The sequence below is a fragment of the Inquilinus ginsengisoli genome (genome assembly GCF_031453975.1).
Taxonomy (GTDB): domain Bacteria; phylum Pseudomonadota; class Alphaproteobacteria; order DSM-16000; family Inquilinaceae; genus Inquilinus; species Inquilinus ginsengisoli_A.
Window position 1 is genome coordinate 147,797 of the sequence record NZ_JAVDPW010000005.1, and the last position, 17,493, is coordinate 165,289.

The 17,493-nt window shown below is 70.5% G+C and carries 18 protein-coding genes; 11 read left to right on the forward strand and 7 right to left on the reverse strand.

The features are described 5' to 3' along the window. Positions 1-10: 10 nt before the first annotated feature. The gene (locus E9232_RS15200) at positions 11-817 is read right to left on the reverse strand and encodes a helix-turn-helix transcriptional regulator (protein ID WP_309795016.1); all 807 of its coding nucleotides are present in this window, start codon (positions 815-817) and stop codon (positions 11-13) included. 120 nt (positions 818-937) lie between these two features. On the opposite strand from E9232_RS15200, the gene E9232_RS15205 reads away from it, so the two are divergent. The 4 genes from E9232_RS15205 to E9232_RS15220 all read left to right on the forward strand — a co-directional run bounded on the left by E9232_RS15205 (position 938) and on the right by E9232_RS15220 (position 6,162). Further along, a complete protein-coding gene (locus E9232_RS15205) occupies positions 938-2,395 on the forward strand; it encodes an MFS transporter (RefSeq protein WP_309795019.1) in 1,458 nt (485 codons plus the stop codon). Positions 2,396-2,518: 123 nt separating this feature from the next. Then, the gene (leuD, locus tag E9232_RS15210) at positions 2,519-3,127 is read left to right on the forward strand and encodes a 3-isopropylmalate dehydratase small subunit (protein WP_309795021.1); all 609 of its coding nucleotides are present in this window, start codon (positions 2,519-2,521) and stop codon (positions 3,125-3,127) included. A gap of 168 nt (positions 3,128-3,295) precedes the next feature. After that, a complete protein-coding gene (gene leuB, locus E9232_RS15215) occupies positions 3,296-4,411 on the forward strand; it encodes a 3-isopropylmalate dehydrogenase (RefSeq protein ID WP_309795023.1) in 1,116 nt (371 codons plus the stop codon). A 356-nt stretch (positions 4,412-4,767) separates the two neighbouring features. Then, complete coding sequence (locus E9232_RS15220) at positions 4,768-6,162, forward strand: OmpP1/FadL family transporter (protein ID WP_309795025.1); 1,395 nt, start codon at positions 4,768-4,770, stop codon at positions 6,160-6,162. Between the two features lie 313 nt (positions 6,163-6,475). Here the strand turns inward: E9232_RS15220 and E9232_RS15225 are convergent, their stop codons facing one another. After that, positions 6,476-6,808, reverse strand: a complete 333-nt coding sequence (locus tag E9232_RS15225; RefSeq protein WP_309795027.1) for an Mpo1-like protein — start codon at positions 6,806-6,808, stop codon at positions 6,476-6,478. A gap of 213 nt (positions 6,809-7,021) precedes the next feature. On the opposite strand from E9232_RS15225, the gene E9232_RS15230 reads away from it, so the two are divergent. Then, positions 7,022-8,050 (forward strand): aspartate-semialdehyde dehydrogenase, encoded by a 1,029-nt coding sequence (locus E9232_RS15230; RefSeq protein ID WP_309795030.1) that lies wholly within the window; start codon positions 7,022-7,024, stop codon positions 8,048-8,050. A 165-nt stretch (positions 8,051-8,215) separates the two neighbouring features. After that, positions 8,216-8,437 (forward strand): hypothetical protein, encoded by a 222-nt coding sequence (locus E9232_RS15235; RefSeq protein WP_309795032.1) that lies wholly within the window; start codon positions 8,216-8,218, stop codon positions 8,435-8,437. Here the strand turns inward: E9232_RS15235 and E9232_RS15240 are convergent. Beyond that, on the reverse strand, positions 8,418-9,512 hold the full coding sequence (locus E9232_RS15240) for an adenylate/guanylate cyclase domain-containing protein (RefSeq protein ID WP_309795034.1): 1,095 nt from the start codon (positions 9,510-9,512) through the stop codon (positions 8,418-8,420). The two genes, E9232_RS15235 and E9232_RS15240, sit on opposite strands and share 20 nt — an antisense overlap. A 108-nt stretch (positions 9,513-9,620) precedes the next feature. Here E9232_RS15240 and E9232_RS15245 point away from each other — a divergent pair, with 108 nt between their 5' ends. After that, positions 9,621-10,073 carry an SRPBCC family protein gene (locus E9232_RS15245; RefSeq protein WP_309795036.1) on the forward strand — a complete coding sequence of 151 codons (453 nt, stop codon included), beginning with the start codon at positions 9,621-9,623 and terminating at the stop codon, positions 10,071-10,073. Positions 10,074-10,111: 38 nt separating this feature from the next. Continuing rightward, a complete protein-coding gene (locus E9232_RS15250) occupies positions 10,112-10,570 on the forward strand; it encodes an SRPBCC family protein (RefSeq protein ID WP_309795038.1) in 459 nt (152 codons plus the stop codon). Here E9232_RS15250 and E9232_RS15255 read toward each other — a convergent pair. After that, positions 10,567-10,956 (reverse strand): DUF983 domain-containing protein, encoded by a 390-nt coding sequence (locus tag E9232_RS15255; protein ID WP_309795040.1) that lies wholly within the window; start codon positions 10,954-10,956, stop codon positions 10,567-10,569. The two genes, E9232_RS15250 and E9232_RS15255, sit on opposite strands and share 4 nt — an antisense overlap. Positions 10,957-11,086: 130 nt before the next feature. Between E9232_RS15255 and E9232_RS15260 the strand changes: the two genes are divergently transcribed. Then, positions 11,087-12,406: an aminotransferase-like domain-containing protein gene (locus tag E9232_RS15260; protein ID WP_309795042.1), complete on the forward strand. Its 1,320-nt coding sequence runs from the start codon at positions 11,087-11,089 to the stop codon at positions 12,404-12,406. A 7-nt stretch (positions 12,407-12,413) separates the two neighbouring features. On the opposite strand, the gene E9232_RS15265 is transcribed toward E9232_RS15260, so the two are convergent. The 3 genes from E9232_RS15265 to E9232_RS15275 are packed head-to-tail and all read right to left on the reverse strand — an operon-like array spanning position 12,414 to position 14,587. Further along, on the reverse strand, positions 12,414-13,241 hold the full coding sequence (locus tag E9232_RS15265) for a metallophosphoesterase family protein (RefSeq protein WP_309795044.1): 828 nt from the start codon (positions 13,239-13,241) through the stop codon (positions 12,414-12,416). Continuing rightward, positions 13,238-14,170: a diacylglycerol/lipid kinase family protein gene (locus E9232_RS15270; protein ID WP_309795046.1), complete on the reverse strand. Its 933-nt coding sequence runs from the start codon at positions 14,168-14,170 to the stop codon at positions 13,238-13,240. The genes E9232_RS15265 and E9232_RS15270 overlap by 4 nt, the downstream gene beginning before the upstream one ends. Before the next feature lie 27 nt (positions 14,171-14,197). Further along, positions 14,198-14,587 (reverse strand): hypothetical protein, encoded by a 390-nt coding sequence (locus tag E9232_RS15275; RefSeq protein WP_309795049.1) that lies wholly within the window; start codon positions 14,585-14,587, stop codon positions 14,198-14,200. Between the two features lie 258 nt (positions 14,588-14,845). Between E9232_RS15275 and E9232_RS15280 the strand changes: the two genes are divergently transcribed. Continuing rightward, positions 14,846-15,298, forward strand: a complete 453-nt coding sequence (locus E9232_RS15280) for a (2Fe-2S)-binding protein (RefSeq protein ID WP_309795051.1) — start codon at positions 14,846-14,848, stop codon at positions 15,296-15,298. Positions 15,299-15,312: 14 nt separating this feature from the next. Beyond that, positions 15,313-17,478, forward strand: coding sequence for a xanthine dehydrogenase family protein molybdopterin-binding subunit (locus E9232_RS15285; protein WP_309795052.1), 2,166 nt, complete (start codon positions 15,313-15,315; stop codon positions 17,476-17,478). Positions 17,479-17,493: the final 15 nt, after the last annotated feature.

The window sequence follows — 17,493 nt, forward strand, 5'->3', positions numbered from 1 at the left end:
GCGGACGTCCCTACGCCCGCGGCACCGGGGTGTAGGTCACCATCCGCAGGTCTGGCGCGCCTTCGACGGTGAAGGTGGCGTGGGCGAATTCCAGCAGGCCCAGCGTGTCGTGCCGGATGCGCTTGATCCCTTCGCTGCGCTCCGACACGTCCTGGCCGGGCCACCAGCGGCGGAACTCCGGGCTGGCCGCCTGCAGCGCCTCGACCAGTTCGGTAAAGGCGGGGTCGGCGCCGGCCCGGCCGTGGTCCAGGCGGAACTTGGCCAGGACGCGGCGGGCGGCGCCCTCCCAGTCCGGGATCATCCGGCGCCAGCGTGGCTCGGTGAAGATCAGCCACAGGCTGTTGCGCTCGGCCGGCGGGATCGCCGCGTAGTCGCCGAACAGCGCGGTGTTGGCCGCGTTCCAGGCCACCACGTCCCAGCGCGCGGTCTTGATGTAGGCGGGGTTCGGCAGGCTGTCCAACAGCGACTGCAGGATCGGCGAGACCGTCGGCAGGCCGGGGGCCGCATGCGGCGGCGGCCGGCGCTGCGCCAGGGCGTAGAGGTGCTGGCGCTCGGCCGGGTCCAGCCGCAGCGCCCGGCACACCCGCTCCAGGAAATCGGCGGAGACCTGGATGGCGCGGCCCTGCTCGAACCAAGTGTACCAGGTGACCCCGACCCCGGCGAGCTGGGCCACCTCCTCGCGCCGCAGCCCCGGCGTGCGGCGGCGGGATCCGGCGGGCAGGCCGACCTCGTCCGGGCTGGTGCGGGACCGGCGGTCGCGGACGAAGTCGGACAAGGCGCGGCGGTCGTCGGTGCGCTGCAGGGCGGAGACGGGCATAGGCTATTGTTTCTACTAATAGGATAAGAACTTATCTTTTCCTATTATAGACCATCCTCCAGTCTCTGTCGCGGGCGGACTGCCGGTCGCCGACTGCCGGTCCGCCGATGGAGATTCCCGATGACCGATGTGACCTACCCGGCCGAGGCCGCCCGGCGGCCGACCGTGGCGCGGCCCTGGCTCGGCCTGGCCGTGATGCTGCTCGGCCCGTTCATGACCGTGATGGATGTGATGATCGTCAATGTGGCGATCCCCAGCATCCGGCTGGGGCTGGGCGCCAGCTACGCCCAGGCCGAGCTGGTGGTGGCCGGCTACAGCCTGGCCTATGCGGTGGCGCTGATCACCGGCGGGCGGCTGGGCGACCTGCGCGGCCGGCGGCGGATGTTCGTCGCCGGGCTGCTCGGCTTCGCCGCGACCTCGGCCCTGTGCGGCCTGGCGACCAGCGCCGAAACGCTGATCCTGGCCCGGCTGCTGCAGGGCGTCGCCGCGGCGCTGCTGTTCCCGCAGGTGTTCTCGCTGATCCGCGTCACCTTCCCGGAGCCGCAGGACTGCGCCAAGGCCTTCGCCGCGCTCGGCGTGGTGCTGGGTCTGGCCGCGGTGGCTGGGCAGGTGCTGGGCGGCATCCTGGTCGCGGCCGATCTCTGGGGCCTAAGCTGGCGGCCGATCTTCCTGCTCAACATCCCGATCGGCCTCCTCGCCGCGGTGGCGGCGCCGCGGCTGATCCCGGCCGACACGGTGAAGCCGGGACAGCGGCTGGACCTCGTGGGCGTCGGGCTCAGTGCGCTCGGCCTCGGCCTGCTGCTGTATCCGCTGATCGAGGGGCGCGAAGCCGGCTGGCCGGGGTGGTCGCTGGCCATGCTGGCCGCCGCGGTGCCGGTGCTGGCCGGGTTCGCCTGGCTCCAGCACGCCCGGTCGCGCCGCGGCGCCTCGCCGCTGCTGCAGATGGCACTGTTCCGCGACCGCGCCTTCGCCGCCGGGGTGCTGCTGGTGATGGTGTTCTATTCGACCATGAACTCGGTCTATCTCGCCTACGCCTTCCTGGCGCAGCTCGGCCTCGGGCGGTCGGCGCTGGCGGCGGGGCTGGTGTTCTCCCCGGCCGCGGTCGCCTTCATGATCGCCTCGATCGCCGCCGGCCGGGTGGCGCCCGAGCGCCGGCGCGCGGTGCTGCTGGCCGGGGCGGCGATCGCGGCGCTGGGCGAGTTCGCCGCCGCCGCCACGGCGCTGCTGGCCGCGCCGCTGCAGGCGGAGGCGCTGATCCCGGCGCTGCTGCTGCTCGGGGTCGGGCAGGGCCTGCTGATGACGCCGCTGCTCAACACCATCCTCGGCGGCATCCATGACGGGCACATCGGATCGGCCTCCGGCATGCTCAGCACCATGCAGCAGGTCGGCGGCGCCTTCGGCGTGGCCCTGGCCGGGATCCTGTTCGCCGTGGTGCTGGACGGCGCCCGCGCCGCGGGGCTGGGCGAGGCTGCGGCCTATGCCCGCGCCTTCGCCGCCGCGGCCGGCTATGGTGGGTTGGCGACGCTGGTGACCTTGGGGCTGCTGTTCGCGCTGCCGAAGGGTGATCGGGCCGGCTGAGCGGCGCCCGGCGCGAATTGCACCGCGGGGAGGGTGACGATTCCGCGCTTTGGGCCGGCGGCCGGCTGTGGCATGACTTTGCGGCTAAGCTTCCCCATTGGCCTTTTGAGCACAGCCGCCGCCATGCAGCCCTTCACCACGCTCACCGCCGTCGCCGCCCCGCTGCCGATCGTCAATGTCGACACCGACATGATCATCCCGAAGCAGTTCCTGAAGACGATCAAGCGCACCGGCCTCGCCGCCGGCCTGTTCTACGAACTGCGCACCGACGAGCAGGGCAACCCGAAGGATTTCGTGCTCGACCAGCCGGCCTATCGCAAGGCCCAGATCCTGGTCGCGGGCGACAATTTCGGCTGCGGCTCGTCGCGCGAGCATGCGCCCTGGGCGCTGCTGGATTTTGGCATCCGCTGCGTGCTGGCCACCAGCTTCGCCGACATCTTCTACAACAACTGCTTCAAGAACGGCATCCTGCCGATCGCCCTGCCGCAGGAGCAGATCGAGCTGTTGATGAAGGACGCCGAGAACGGCGCCAACGCGACCATGACGGTCGACCTGGAGAAGCAGGAGATCACCCGGCCGGACGGCGAGAAGATTTCCTTCGATCTCGAGCCCTTCCGCAAGCACTGCCTGATCAACGGCCTCGACGACATCGGCCTGACCATGCAGCAGACCACGGCGATCGACGATTTCGAGGCCAAGCGCAAGGCGGCGCAGCCCTGGCTGGCGGCCTGACGCCGGCTGCCCATTCCTTGGTCGTCATTCCCGCGAAAGCGGGAAGCTGTTTCAGGATTGTCGCGAGATCCCCGCTTTCGCGGGGATGACGGAAGTGGGAGAGGGAAGATCCCGATCCCGGTCCCTTGCGACCACCGTTCCTCCAACCCCCGCTGAAGGTCGTTTCCCATGGCTGCCAACAAGAAGCTCCTCGTCCTCGCCGGTGACGGCATCGGCCCGGAGGTGATGGGCGAGGTCAAGCGCGTCGCCGCGTGGATGGGCAGCCAGCGCGCCGTCGGCTTCGACATCGACGAAGCGCTGGTCGGCGGCTGCTCGATCGACGCCAACGGGGTGCCGGTCACCGACGCGACCATGGACAAGGCGATGACGGTCGACGCCGTGCTGCTGGGCGCGGTCGGCGGGCCGAAATGGGACGGCGTCGACTTCTCGATCCGGCCGGAAGCCGGCCTGCTGCGCCTGCGCAAGGACATGGAGCTGTTCGCCAATCTGCGCCCGGCGCTGGTCTACCCGGCCCTGGCCGATGCCTCGTCGCTGAAGCGCGAGATCGTCGAGGGCCTCGACATCCTGATCGTGCGTGAGCTGACCGGCGGCGTGTATTTCGGCGAGCCGCGCGGGATCACCGACCTCGGCAACGGCGAACGCCGCGGCATCAACACCCAGGTCTACACCACGTCGGAGATCCGCCGCGTCGCCGCCGTCGCCTTCGAGCTGGCGCGCAAGCGCGGCAACCGGCTGTGCTCGGTCGAGAAGATGAACGTCATGGAATCCGGCCGGCTGTGGCGCGAGGAGGTGACCAGGCTGCACCAGGAGCAGTATTCCGACGTCCAGCTCAGCCACATGCTGGCCGACAACTGCGCCATGCAGCTGGTGCGCAACCCGAAGCAGTTCGACGTCATCGTCACCGACAACCTGTTCGGCGACATGCTGTCGGACGAGGCGGCGATGCTGACCGGCAGCTTGGGCATGCTGCCCTCGGCCTCGCTCGGCGCGCCCGATGCCGCCGGCCGCCGCAAGGCGCTGTACGAGCCGGTGCACGGCTCGGCCCCCGACATCGCCGGCCAGGGCAAGGCCAACCCGATCGCCACCCTGCTCAGCTTCGCCATGATGCTGCGCTACAGCTTCGACCTCGGCACCGAGGCCGACCTGATCGAGGGCGCGGTGTCCGACGTGCTCGACCGCGGCATCCGCACCGCCGACATCGCCGGCACCGGCGCGGCCCAGCTGGTCTCGACCGGCGACATGGGCACCGCGATCCTCGAGGCCATGGCCCAGCGCTCGCGCTGAACCGTTCCTTCTTTCTTCAGTATTTGTGCGGTGCAACAAGGCGAGGCCGTTTGGCCTCGCCTTTTGTCTGGCATTTTCATCAGTCCCGGCGACGGCGAATCATTGCCCTGCGATTCGTCCGCCAAGGCAAAAATGCATTGCATTTGCCATTTCTTCGGCCCATCGCCGCGGAATGGTTGACGTAGCGTCACGCTGGGGTTTTGGTTACTGGACACTCCCGATCCGAGCGGTCCCTTCATCAGTGCTTGACGACCTGTCGTCTTGGGCATGACGGTAGCGTTACAAACGTAGTCATACGTTACAAACGTCATCGTTGCGAGACATGGTCGGGCAACGGCAAGGGGGGGCAGGCCGAGATGAATCAGCGGATCATCGGGGGCATTTCGCGTCTTGCGCTGGCGGTGGCGGGGATCGCCGCCGGGGGGCTCTTCGGAGCCGGTGCCGCGAACGCCGCCGGTTTCTTCATCCAGGAGCAGAGCGTGACCGGCCTCGGCCGCGCCTTCGCCGGCGGGGCCGCCGCGGCCGACGACGCCAGCACCATCTTCTTCAACCCGGCCGGCATGACCTTCCTGAAGCAGGGCGAGGCGCAGTTCGGCGGCAGCCTGCTGATCCCGGATTCGCGGCTGACGGACAAGGGCTCGACCATCGACTACCCGGCGTTCCGCACGCCGCGCGGCATCTTCGATCCGCCGCCCGGCCGGATCTCGGGCGAGAGCAAGAGCAACAACCCCTACGACGCGACGCTGGTGCCGCACGGCTATGTCGCCGTGCCGGTGCCGTCCACCGACAACCGGCTGTGGGTCGGCATCGGCGTGGGCGCGCCCTTCGGGCTGGAGAGCCGGTACGACGGCAACTGGTTCGGCCGCTACGACGCCACCAAGACCCAGCTGCTGGTCTACAACGTGTCGCCGACCGTCGCCTATCGGGTCAACGACTGGCTGTCGATCGGCGGCGGCATCGACATCTCCTACGCCTGGGCCAAGCTCGAAAGCCATGTGCCCAACCCGGTGGGGGCCCTGCTGCCGGCCTATGACGAGGACGGCAAGCTGACGATCAAGGGCGAAAGCTGGGCGGTCGGCTACAACATCGGCGCCATCGTGCAGCCGGTCGAAGGCACCCGGCTGGGCGTGCATTTCCGCTCCGGCGTCGATCACCGGCTGGACGGCTCGGCCGAGCTCAAGGGCATCGCCTTCCCGCCGCTGCCGGGGTTGCCGCCGACCGCCGATTTCAACACCGGCGGCACCGCCAAGCTGAACCTGCCCCCGATGGTGACCTTCGGCATCCGCCAGGAGATCACGCCGCAGATCGCTTTGCTCGGCGGCGTCACCTGGTACGGCTGGTCGTCGTTCAAGGAGATCCGGGTCAAGCGCGAGGACGGCGGCGCCGACCTGGTGAACACGCAGCGCTACCAGGACACGGTCGGCCTCTCGATCGGCGGCGAATACTACTGGAACGAGGACCTGACGCTGCGGGCGGGCTTCCAGTACGACCCGACGCCGACCAAGTCGGGCTACCGCTCCAGCCGCACCCCGGACGGCGATCGCTACTGGCTCTCCGCCGGCGTCAGCTACAACGTCATGGAGAACATGTCGGTCGACTTCGGCTACACCCACGTCTTCATGGACGCGCACAAGCTGGACGCGGATCGCGACTTCTATGTCGGCACGCCGCTGGAGACGCGGGTGTCCTACGACGCCAGCAACAGCAGCAGCGTTGACATCGTCGCGCTCGGCCTGCGCTACCGGTTCTGATCGGCCGGCGTCGTCCCCTCGACGTCACGAGCCCGCCCCGGGAGACCGGAGCGGGCTCGGTCGTTTCAGTGGCTAGAGAATGATCGTTTCAGGTGGATTCAGGCCGGGCAACGGGATGCCAAGCGTCTTCGCGTTGCCTCTCCCGCCTGGCGGGAGAGGTCGGGCTCGCGCAGCGAGACCGGGTGAGGGCTGGTCCCGGCCTCGACAAAACCCCCTCACCCGGAGCCGCTTCGCGTCTCCGACCTCTCCCGCAAGCGGGAAAGGCAACGCACGGTGGGGCCTTTCCGCGTGACCTGACTCAAAATCATCCGGCTTAAGGTTCGAGCCCGGCGCGGCGCAGCTCACCCTTCAAGCGGCCGGTGACCCACAGCGCGTACATACGGAAGTCGCTGGCCAGCGACCACAGCGGATGGATGAAGGTGGCCGGCCGATTGTGTTCGATGAAGACATGGCCGATCCAGGCGAACAGGTAGCCGGCGACCAGCGCCGCCGGCAGCCACCACCAATTGCCGGTGACGATCAGCAGGATGAGACAGATCAAGGCCAGGCTGGTGCCCAGGAAGTGCAGCGCCCGGGTTCGCGCCCGGCCGTGCTCGCGCAGGTAATAGGGCCAGAAGGCGGAATAGCTCGGCAGCTTCTCGGCCATCGCGTTTCCCTCCAGGAAGCTCAAGGGTTGCAGGATGTTGCCGCCGGCCCATCTATAGGCGGATCTCGGAAATCCCGTTTGGTCCAGCCGACAGCCGGCACTTGACGGCATGATCGTCACGCGCGAATCGCATGGCTGCGCCGTTGCGCGCAGGCCGGCAACCATTCTACCGAGTGCATCCGTTACAGCAATCGAACAAGCCGGATCAAAGACATGGGCTATCGGGTCGCGGTCATCGGAGCCACCGGCAATGTCGGTCGCGAGATGCTTTCCATCCTCGCCGAGCGGGAGTTCCCGGTCGACCAGGTCGTCGCGCTGGCGTCGGAGCGTTCGATCGGGCGCGAGGTGTCCTTCGGCGACAATGACATCCTCAGGATCCAGGAGCTCGCCAGCTTCGACTTCAAGGGCATCGACATCGTGCTGTCCTCGCCGGGCGCCAAGGTCTCGGCGGTGCACAGCCCGCGCGCGGCCAAGGCCGGGGCGGTGGTGATCGACAACACCTCGCATTTCCGGATGGACCCGGACGTGCCGCTGGTGGTGCCCGAGGTCAATCCGCAGGCGATCGCGCAGTTCACCCGCAAGGGCATCATCGCCAACCCCAACTGCTCGACCATCCAGATGGTGGTGGCGCTGAAGCCGTTGCACGACCTCGCCAAGATCCGCCGCGTCGTGGTCTCGACCTACCAGTCGGTCTCCGGCGGCGGCAAGGAGGCGATGGACGAGCTGTTCAACCAGACCCGCGCCGTCTACGTGAACGATCCGATCGTGAAGGAGAAGTTCACCAAGCAGATCGCCTTCAACGTCATCCCGCACATCGACAGCTTCATGGATGACGGGTCGACGAAGGAAGAGTGGAAGATGGTGGTCGAGACCAAGAAGATCCTCGACCCCTCGATCAAGGTCATCGCCCATTGCGTGCGCGTGCCGGTGTTCATCGGCCATGCCGAGATGGTGAACATCGAGTTCGAGCGGCCGATTTCGGCCGGCGAGGCGCGGGCCGCGCTGAAGCGGGCGCCGGGCGTCGCGGTGGTCGACCACCGGCAGGACGAGGGCTATGTCACCCCGGTCGAGGTCGCGGGCGAGGATTCGGTCTATGTCAGCCGCATCCGCGAGGACTCGACGATCGAGAACGGTCTGTCGATGTGGGTCGCCGCCGACAATCTGCGCAAGGGCGCGGCGCTGAACACGGTCCAGATCGCCGAAGCGCTGGTCAAGGGCGGTTACCTCAAAAAGGCGGCTTAAGTCTTTCCAGCTAGAGCGGGAGAGGATTCCGGGTAGGGATCCTCTCCTTTTTTGTTGGCGTCAGCCCTCTGGAACAAGCCGCGGCCGGGTCTCGCCTTTGTATATAGACAATTTTATATATTTTATGTAGATGGGGGGGATGGCCCCCCTGTCCGGTATCCCCGCATGAGCGGCTTGACGGCCTGCGAGATCGAGCGCTCCGCCCAGGTCCTGCTGCGCCGCCATGGCGATGGCGCGCCGGACGAGGCGCGGCGCCAGGCGGATTCCTGCGACCCCGCCGACCAGCCCCATTGGGTGGCGACCTGGCTGCTGATCGCGGAGATCTGCGAGGAGCTGCTGGCCGCCGCCACGGGCCAGGACCGGCCGGTCATGCGTCCGGCAATGTGAAGACGGCGCAGGGCGCGGCGATGCCGCGCAGCGCGTGTTCCCCCAGCGGCACCAGCGGCATTGCGGTCTCGGCCGCGACCGCGCCCGAGATCAGCACCGACCGGCCGAGCGGCCGGCACAGCCCCTCCAGCCGGCTGACCAGATTGACCGCCGGGCCGATGGCGGTGAAGTCCAGCCGGTCGGCCGCGCCGATGTTGCCCCACAGCATCTCGCCCAGATGCACCGCCGCGCCGAAGGGCAGGGGCGGCAGGCCCTGGGCCTGCCGGGCGGCATCGAGATGCGCCATCCCGGCGCGGGCCGCGACCACCGCGCGCAGCGCCGCGTCGCAGGCGGCGGCGGGCGGGCCGGCGACCGGGAAGATCGCCAGCACGCCGTCGCCGATGAACTTCAGCACCTCGCCGCCGAAGGCGTGCACCGCCCCGGCGATGCGGTCGAACCAGGAGTCCAGCGCGGCGATCACCGCCGCCGGGGCCGTCACCTCCGACAAAGCGGTGAAGTCGCGCAGATCGGCGTACAGCAGGACAGCGCGGATGCTGTCGCCGGCGTCGCGGCGCATGGCGCCGGCCTGCACCCGGGCGGCGCTGCGCCGGCCGAGATAGGCCTCCAGCAGCGCGGTCAGCGTCGCCTGCGCCGCCAGGGCGGCCAGCGGCGCGGCGGCGAAGCGCGCGGCCTGGCGCAGCCGGTCGGCTTCAGCGGGGTCGAGCGGGCGGCTGACGGCCCAGCCCAGCACCGGCTGCTCCGGCCCCGGGCCGATGCTGTCCTCGTGCAGCGGACCGGGGCCCAGGCCGGCCAGCCAGTCCCGACCGGCGGCGCCGGGCGTCGCCGCGGCCGATGTCACGCCGGCCAGGCCGGGCATGGCGAAGCCCAGCGCCTCGATCACCGCCCCGGTCGCCGTCCGCCACAGCCAGGTGCGATGGGCGATGATCGGATGCGGCACCGCCAGGGTCAGGGCGCCGCCGGCCAGCGGCACGCCGTCCTCGACCAGCCGGCCCCCGAGCAGGGCGAGGAATTGGTCCGGGCTCGGCGCGGCGCCGGCCTCGTCCACCAGCCAGGCGAGAGTCGTGGGCAGGTCCATGGCCCGATCATGCGGCCGGGCGCCCAGCCTGTCACCCCGCGGTGGCGAATCCGGCCGCGGCGCCGTATCCTGCCGCCACGGCGCCGCCGCGCGACCAGGAGGAACCCGATGACCGAGCCGACCGTCGTCCGGCGTGAGATCCGGATCCCGGCGCCGCCCGCCACCATCTTCGCCTTCCTGACCGATCCGGAGAAGATCGTGCGCTGGATGGGCCTGCAGGCGACGCTGGACCCGCAGCCGGGCGGCCTGTACCTGCTCGACGTCAACGGCACCGATGTGGCGCGCGGCACGTTCCGCGAGGTGGTGCCGGTGCATCGCCTGGCCTACAGCTTCGGCTGGGACGGCAACGCGATGGGGGTGTCGCCAGGGTCGAGCCTGGTCGAGATCGACCTGATCGAGCAGCCGGACGGCACGCTGCTGCGTCTGACCCACAGCGGCCTGCCGCCCGTGGCGGTCCCCGCCCACGAGACCGGCTGGGCGCATTACATGGGACGGCTCGCCGTGGTCGCTGCCGGCGGCGATCCCGGCCCCGACCGCATGCACAAGGACCCGGGGGCCTGACCGCCGCGGCCGCAGGGCCCGCAACCAGGAGGACCGCCATGGCTGATCCGCTCGTCGTCCACCGCGAGACCCGCGTCGCCGCACCGCCTGCGGCAGTCTTCGCCCTGTTGACCGATCCGCAGCAGATCCTGCGCTGGATGGGCACCGAGGCGCAGACCGAGCCGCATCCCGGCGGGCTCTATCTGGTCAACGTCACCGGCGCCCGCTTCGCCCGCGGTAGCTTCCGCGAGGTGGTGCCGGTGCATCGCCTGGCCTACAGCTTCGGCTGGGACGGCAGCACGGTGGTGCCGCCGGGGTCGAGCCTGGTCGAGATCGACCTGATCGAGCAGCCGCCCGACGGTACGCTGCTGCGCATGACCCACAGCGGCTTGCCCACCGCCGAGCAATGCGCCGGCCATGCCGAAGGCTGGGCCCACTACATCGAGCGGCTGGCCGAGGTCGCCGCCGGCCGCGACCCTGGCCCGGACCCCTGGCTGGGCCGGGACGGCCGGGACTAATCCTCGCCCTTGCGCACCAGCCGGGCCTCGCCGGCCTTGTTGATGTATTGCGCGGCGACCAGCCAGCCCTTCAGCGGGCGCAGCAGCGCCAGGCAGCCGCCGATCAGGAGTGGCGCCGAGGTCAGCAGATGCACCCAGATCGGCGGCGAATAGGTCAGCTCAAGCCAGGCGGCGAAGGCGATGACCGGGAAGCTGACGATCGAGATGACGAAGAAGGCCGGCCCGTCCGCCGGGTCGGCGAAGGAATAGTCCAGGCCGCACACCTCGCAGCTCGGCGCCAGGGTCAGGAAGCCGCGGAACAGATGCCCCTGGCCGCAGCGCGGACAGCGCGCCCGGATGCCGACGGCGAAGGGCGTCAGCACGGGATAGGATGCGGGGTCGGCCATGGTCCACCTCTCAGGTGCGCGCCGTCGGATGGCGATCCGATGGCCAGCTGTATGACCCGACACATCTAACATTGCCATACACTTTTATCAAGTGTATGGTTTTGCGATGAACCGTCGCAGTGCCTGACCGATGTCGAAATCCCAATCGATCGTCTCCAGCCTCGTCCAACGGATTCAGTCCGGCGAACTGGCCGTGGGCGTCCGCCTGCCGCCGCAGCGCCAGCTCGCGGCGCAGCTCGGCGTCGACCTGACCACGGTGACCCGTGCATACAATGAGCTGAAGCGTATGGGTCTGGTGGAGGGGCGGGCCGGCAGCGGCAGCTTCGTCCGCGATGCCGCCGCCGCATCCGATCCGGGCTTCGACCTCAGCATGAACGTGCCGCCGCAGCCGCCCGGGCTGGCGGAGCGGATGGCGCAGGACCTCGGCCTGCTGCTGGCGGCCGGCGGCGGTACCCTCGGCTACCAGCCCAGCGGCGGGACGGCGCGCGACCGGGCGGCGGGGGCGCGCTGGCTGGCCCGGCGCCTCGGCGCGGTGGTGGAGGAGCGGGTGGTGGTGGCGGCGGGGGCGCAGAGCGCGCTGTTCGCCCTGCTCGACCTGCTGCTGCAGCGTGGCGAGACCCTGGCCTGCGCCGCGCTGACCTATCCCGGCGTCCGGGCGATCGCCCTGCGTCTCGGCCTGCGCCTGGTCGGCCTGGCCCAGGATGCCGACGGCATCGACCCCGGGGCCTTCGAGGATCTGTGCCGCAAGGCTCCGCCCAAGGCGCTGTACCTGGTGCCGACCATCGCCAGCCCGACCACGGCGACCATGCCGCTGGCGCGCCGCCAGGCGATCGCGGCCACCGCCCGCCGCCACGGCGTCGCCCTGGTCGAGGACGATGCCTATGGCGCGCTGGCCGAATCGGCGCCGCCGCCGCTGGCCGCCCTGGCGCCGGAGATCGCCTGGCATGTCGCCTCGCTGTCGAAATGCGCCACGCCGGCGCTGCGCATCGCCTATGTCGCCGCCCCGGATCCGCGGGCGGCGGTGCAGCTGACCATGGGCCTGCGCGCCGTCAGCCTGATGCCGTCGCCGCTGCTGGCCGCGCTGGCGACGCGCTGGATCGGGGATGGCACGCTGGACGCCTTCACCGCGGCGATCCGCGCCGAGAACCGGGCCCGCCAGAGCCTCGCCGCTGGGGCCCTGCCGGGCGCCGACCTGGCGGCGAAGCCGGACGGCAACCACCTCTGGCTCGGCCTGCCGGCCGGCTGGACCGGTGCCGGCTTTGCCGCGGCGGCCTGGGAATCCGGGCTGCTGGTGGTGCCGGCCGACGCCTTCGACGTCACCGGGTCGGCACCGGAAGCGGTGCGCCTGTCGCTCGGCGGCGCGCCGGACCGCGCCGGCCTTGGCCGGGCCCTGGCGCGCCTGGGCGAGCTGCTGGCCTGGCCCGGCACGCCGGTCTCGGCGATCGTTTGAGGTCGGCCTAGCCCGCGGGCGGCACCGCCAGCCAGCGGGCCTTCACCTTCTCGAAGCTCAGCGCCGGCATCGGCGTGAACCGGCTGCCGTCCCAGCGCCGCGGCTCCAGCGTCAGCCGGGCGCCGTCGACCACGATGCGGTTGTAGGCGTTGGGCTCGTCGCGCAGCCGGGTCGAGGTCGCGGTCGCCGCCTGCGCCACCAGGATCGGCCGGCGCACCCGGCCGTGATGGGCCGTGACGTCGCCGGTGAAGCCCCGGTGCAGGTGCCCGGTCAGGATCAGGTCGACCCCGGCGGCGGCGAAGAAGCGCAGCGCCGTTTCCGCCCGCGCGATCAGCCGGGTCTCCGGCGCGTCCGGCGGCGGCAGGAAGGGGTGGTGCGCCACCACGATCTTCAGCATGCCGCGCGGCAGCGCCCGCACCGTGTCGCTGACCCGTTCGATCTGGCCCAGGCTGATCGCGCCATGAGACCAGTTCCAATGCGCCACCAGGCGGCGGGCGGTGTTGACGCCGACCAGGGCGATACCGCCCTCGACCAGCACCGGCGCGGTGTCGGTGGTGATGTAGCGGCGATAGCGGGAAAAGGGCTTGGCGAAGCGCGACAGCAGGTTCAGCCGCGGGATGTCATGGTTGCCCGGCACCACGATGATCGGCGCCTCCAGCCGGTCCAGGAAGGCCCGCGCGGCCAGGAACTCCTCGGTGCGCGCATCCTGGGTCAGGTCGCCCGACACGGCGATGACCGACGGCGCGATCTCCTTGAGGTCGGCCACCAGCGCCTCGACCAGCGCCGGGTCGGTGCGGCCGAAATGCAGGTCGGAGATGTGGGCGACGATCTTCATGACTCTGGCCTGTCCGTCCCGCTGCGGGGCACCAGCACGGTCAGCGCCCGCGGCAGGATGCGATAGCGCAGCGGCATGGCCAAGAGATGGTTCTCGCCGTCATTGGCGACCCACAGATGCCGGCGCCGGGCGACCACATTGACCCGGCGGGCGATCAGCGCGGCGGTGGCCGGATCATGCTGCCAGGTGCCGGCGACGACGCGGGCCAGGATGCGCCATAGGTCGACCCGGCGTTCGAGCCGTGCGGCGTAGACGCCCAACTGCCCGCCATCCAGCGCGGTGCGGCTGTGGATCGCGGCAAAGCCCTCGGCCAGCGGGTTGTTGGACACGGCCAGGGTGCGGGTGACCAGCCGCATCGGCCGGCCCTCGGCCTGCAGCACGACATGCAGCCGCGGGGTGCGGTCCAGCGCGCGGAAGAAGGCGCGGGCCAGCAGCAGCCATTTCAGCGGCCCGCGCCGGCGGCGCATGCGCTCGCGCTGCTGCACCATCAGCGGCGCCACGCCGAGCAGCGAGCTGTTCAGGAAGATCCGGCCATTGACCACGGCGACGTCGATCCGCCGCGTGGTGCCGGACAGCAGGGCCGGCACCGCCGCCTCGGGCGTCAGCGGGATGCCCAGGTCGCGGGCCAGCAGGTTGGCGGTGCCCAGCGGCAGGATGCCCAGCGGCCGGGCCGGCCCGATCCGGTTCTCCGGCAGCAGCCGCTCCGCTGCTGCGATCAGGGTGCCGTCGCCGCCGCCGATCAGGATCGCCTGGGCGTCGGAGGCGAGGGCGGCGTCGATCGCCAGGTCCAGCGCCGGGCCTTCGGCCACCGCCACCCGGGCCTCGGCCCCGCCGGCGGCCAGCAGCCGCTCGAATCTGTCGACGATCGTGGCGGGCGCCTGGCCCAGCAGGGCGCCCGAGGCACCGTTCAGCACCAGGGCCACCCGCATGGCCTGTGCCTCAGCGGCCGGCCGCGGTCACCGCGCCGTGCCGGTGGTGGAGCCGCAGGTGCAGGCGGTGCTGGGGATCGAGCCGCCGGGGATGGCGCAGCTGCCGTATGGGGTGACGCAGCGCTGGGCCGCCCCGGCCGACGGCAGCGGCAGCAGCGGGTTGCTCGGGGCCTTGCGGCTCAGGCTCTCGGCCTGGCGCGGCGCCGGAATCGGGATCGGCTGGTAGGGCTGGGGCTGCGGCGGCGGCGTGATCTCCTGGAACACCGGGCGCTGGCCGTTGATGATCGCCGGCGAACCGATGCCGCCGGCGCAGGGGCTGCCGATGATGTTCGGATTGACGATGCATTGCGCCATCGCGGCCGGTGCGGCGGCAAGGGCGAGGGCGGCGACCAGCGCCACGCGGATGAGGCGGCTCATCCCTAAGAGATGCGCCGGGACCGGCCGGCTTCAATGGGGGCGGGCCGCGACACTTGTTTCGCTGCGTTGCGGCTGGCCTTGGCTTAAACTGATGGCGGACAATAAGAGCCGCAGGCCGGACCAGTTGCCGGACCTTGCAGCCAAGCTTCAAAGGCCATCGCCGATTGCGCGAGTTATCGCGACGGTCACGACGGTATAGACAGCGTTCACTGCCGGCCTTTTTCGCCGGATCAGCCCCCAGCCACCCGCGAGGCAGCCATGGCATTCACCATCAAGGTCAACGGAACCGCGCACGAGGTCGATGTCGACGGCGACACGCCGCTGCTGTGGGTCCTGCGCGATGTGCTCGGCATGACCGGCACCAAGTTCGGCTGCGGCGCGGCGCTGTGCGGCGCCTGCACCGTGCATGTCGACGGCGCGGCGACGCGCTCCTGCATCACCACGGTCGACAGCATCGGCGACAGCGCCGTGACCACGATCGAGGCGGTCGGCCAGTCGCCGCAGGGCAAGGCGCTCCAGCAGGCCTGGCTGGAGCTCGAGGTGGTGCAGTGCGGCTACTGCCAGTCCGGGCAGATCATGTCGGCGGCGGCGCTGCTGACTGACACGCCGAAGCCGACCGACGACGACATCGATGCCGCCATGTCCGGCAATGTCTGCCGCTGCGGCACCTATCAGCGCATCCGCGCCGCGATCCACAAAGCCGCGGCGTAAGGGAGGGACAGACCATGCCTGATGGTTCGCACACCCTCGACCGCCGTGGGTTCCTCAAGGTCGGCGCCGCGCTCGGCGGCGGCCTCGCCCTCACCGTCGCCCTGGCGCCGTCGCTGCGGCCGGCCTGGGCCGCCGTCGAGGCGGCCGGCTTCGCCCCGAACGCCTTCATCCGCATCGACCGCCAGGGGCTGGTCACACTGGTGATGCCCTCGGCCGAGATGGGGCAGGGCATCTACACCGCCGAAGCCATGCTGCTGGCGGAGGAGCTGGAGGTCGGGCTCGACCAGGTCAAGCTCGAGCATTCCCCGGCCAACGACGCGCTCTATGCCAACCCGCTGATCGGGATCCAGCTCACCGGCGGTTCGACCGCGATCCGCGCCTTCTGGACGCCGCTGCGGCAGGCCGGCGCGGTGGCCCGCACCCTGCTGATCGCCGCGGCGGCGAAGCAGTGGGGCGTCGACCCGGCCGGGCTGAAGGCGAAGGCTGGCACGGTCACCGACGGCAAGCGGACACTGGGATATGGCGAACTGGCCGACGCCGCGGCGGCGCTGCCGGCGCCGGACGCGAAGACGGTGGCGCTGAAGGACCCCAAGGACTTCACCTTGATCGGCACCCGCGCCAAGCGGCTGGATTCGCCCGACAAGGTGAATGGCCGCGCCGAATACGGCATCGACACCAAGTTGCCGGGCCTGAAGGTCGCGGCGATCGCGATCTCGCCGGTCTATGGCGGCAAGCCGAAGTCGGTGGACGAGGCGGCCGCCATGGCGGTCAAGGGCGTGCGCCAGGTGGTGAAGACCGACGAATCCGTGGCCGTGGTCGCCGACCATATGGGCGCGGCCAAGAAGGGTCTGGAGGCCGCCGCCATCCAGTGGGATGACGGCCCGAACGCCACGGTCAACAGCGCCGACCTGATCCGCCAGCTCGAGGAGGAATCCAAGAAGCCGGGGGCGGTGGCGCGCAACGAGGGCGACGCCGAAAAGGCCCTGGCCGGCGCGGCGCAGCGGATCGACGCGATCTACCAGATGCCGTTCCTGGCGCATGCGGCGATGGAGCCGATGAACTGCACCGTGCACGTCCGCAAGGACAGCTGCGAGATCTGGGTGGGCACCCAGGTGCCGACCCTGGCCCAGGGGATCGCCGCCGAGGTCACCGGCCTGCCGAAGGAGAAGGTGCAGGTCCACAACCACCTGATCGGCGGCGGCTTCGGCCGGCGGCTGGAGGTGGACGGCGTCGGCCGCGCCGTGAAGGTGGCGATGCAGGTGGACGGCCCGGTGAAGGTGGTGTGGAGCCGGGAGGAGGACATCCAGCACGACATGTACCGGCCCTACTACTACGACCGGTTCTCGGCCGGGCTGGACGCCGACGGCAAGCCGGTGGCCTGGACCCATCGGATCGCCGGGTCCTCGATCATGGCGCGCTACTTCCCCGCAGGCTTCAAGGACGGGGTCGATGCGGACGCGGTGGAGGCCGCCGCCGAGCCGCCCTATGCCTTCCCGTCCATCCGCGTCGAATATGTCCGGGTCGAGCCGCAGGGCGTCCCGACCTCCTGGTGGCGCGGCGTTGGCCCGACCCACAACGTCTTCGTGGTCGAAAGCTTCATCGACGAGTTGGCGGCGGCCGCCAAGCAGGACCCGGTGGCCTATCGCAAGTCGCTGTTGGGCCACAATCCGCGCGCACTCGGCGTGCTGACCCTGGCGGCGGAGAAGGCTGGCTGGGGCACGCCGATGCCGAAGGGCCATGGCCGCGGCGTCTCGGTCCAGTTCGCCTTCGGCAGCTACGTCTCCCAGGTGGCGGAGGTGGAGGTCGCGGCCGACGGGTCGGTCAAGGTCCACCGCATCGTCTGCGCCGTGGACAGCGGCATCGTGGTCAACCCGGACACGATCGAGGCCCAGGTCCAGGGCGGCGCGCTGTTCGGCCTGACCGCGGTGCTGCACGGATCGATCACCTTCAAGGACGGGCGGGTCGAGCAGGGCAACTTCGACACCTACCTGCCGATGCGGATCGACGAGGTGCCGGTGATCGAGACCCACCTGGTGAAGAGCGCCGAGGCCCCCGGCGGCATCGGCGAAACCGCCACTGCCGCGATCGCCCCGGCGGTGATGAATGCGGTCTTCGCCGCCACCGGCAAGCGCCTGCGCACCCTGCCGATCGACACCGACCTGTTGAAATCCTCGGCCTGATCCCGAAGCGGAGAA

Bases quoted from the DNA above. Each gene is read 5' to 3' on its own strand.
- E9232_RS15200 (WP_309795016.1), bottom strand. From the start codon at position 817: ATGCCCGTCTCCGCCCTGCAGCGCACCGACGACCGCCGCGCCTTGTCC.
- E9232_RS15205 (WP_309795019.1), top strand. From the start codon at position 938: ATGACCGATGTGACCTACCCGGCCGAGGCCGCCCGGCGGCCGACCGTG.
- leuD (WP_309795021.1), top strand. From the start codon at position 2,519: ATGCAGCCCTTCACCACGCTCACCGCCGTCGCCGCCCCGCTGCCGATC.
- leuB (WP_309795023.1), top strand. From the start codon at position 3,296: ATGGCTGCCAACAAGAAGCTCCTCGTCCTCGCCGGTGACGGCATCGGC.
- E9232_RS15220 (WP_309795025.1), top strand. From the start codon at position 4,768: ATGAATCAGCGGATCATCGGGGGCATTTCGCGTCTTGCGCTGGCGGTG.
- E9232_RS15225 (WP_309795027.1), bottom strand. From the start codon at position 6,808: ATGGCCGAGAAGCTGCCGAGCTATTCCGCCTTCTGGCCCTATTACCTG.
- E9232_RS15230 (WP_309795030.1), top strand. From the start codon at position 7,022: ATGGGCTATCGGGTCGCGGTCATCGGAGCCACCGGCAATGTCGGTCGC.
- E9232_RS15235 (WP_309795032.1), top strand. From the start codon at position 8,216: ATGAGCGGCTTGACGGCCTGCGAGATCGAGCGCTCCGCCCAGGTCCTG.
- E9232_RS15240 (WP_309795034.1), bottom strand. From the start codon at position 9,512: ATGGACCTGCCCACGACTCTCGCCTGGCTGGTGGACGAGGCCGGCGCC.
- E9232_RS15245 (WP_309795036.1), top strand. From the start codon at position 9,621: ATGACCGAGCCGACCGTCGTCCGGCGTGAGATCCGGATCCCGGCGCCG.
- E9232_RS15250 (WP_309795038.1), top strand. From the start codon at position 10,112: ATGGCTGATCCGCTCGTCGTCCACCGCGAGACCCGCGTCGCCGCACCG.
- E9232_RS15255 (WP_309795040.1), bottom strand. From the start codon at position 10,956: ATGGCCGACCCCGCATCCTATCCCGTGCTGACGCCCTTCGCCGTCGGC.
- E9232_RS15260 (WP_309795042.1), top strand. From the start codon at position 11,087: ATGTCGAAATCCCAATCGATCGTCTCCAGCCTCGTCCAACGGATTCAG.
- E9232_RS15265 (WP_309795044.1), bottom strand. From the start codon at position 13,241: ATGAAGATCGTCGCCCACATCTCCGACCTGCATTTCGGCCGCACCGAC.
- E9232_RS15270 (WP_309795046.1), bottom strand. From the start codon at position 14,170: ATGCGGGTGGCCCTGGTGCTGAACGGTGCCTCGGGCGCCCTGCTGGGC.
- E9232_RS15275 (WP_309795049.1), bottom strand. From the start codon at position 14,587: ATGAGCCGCCTCATCCGCGTGGCGCTGGTCGCCGCCCTCGCCCTTGCC.
- E9232_RS15280 (WP_309795051.1), top strand. From the start codon at position 14,846: ATGGCATTCACCATCAAGGTCAACGGAACCGCGCACGAGGTCGATGTC.
- E9232_RS15285 (WP_309795052.1), top strand. From the start codon at position 15,313: ATGCCTGATGGTTCGCACACCCTCGACCGCCGTGGGTTCCTCAAGGTC.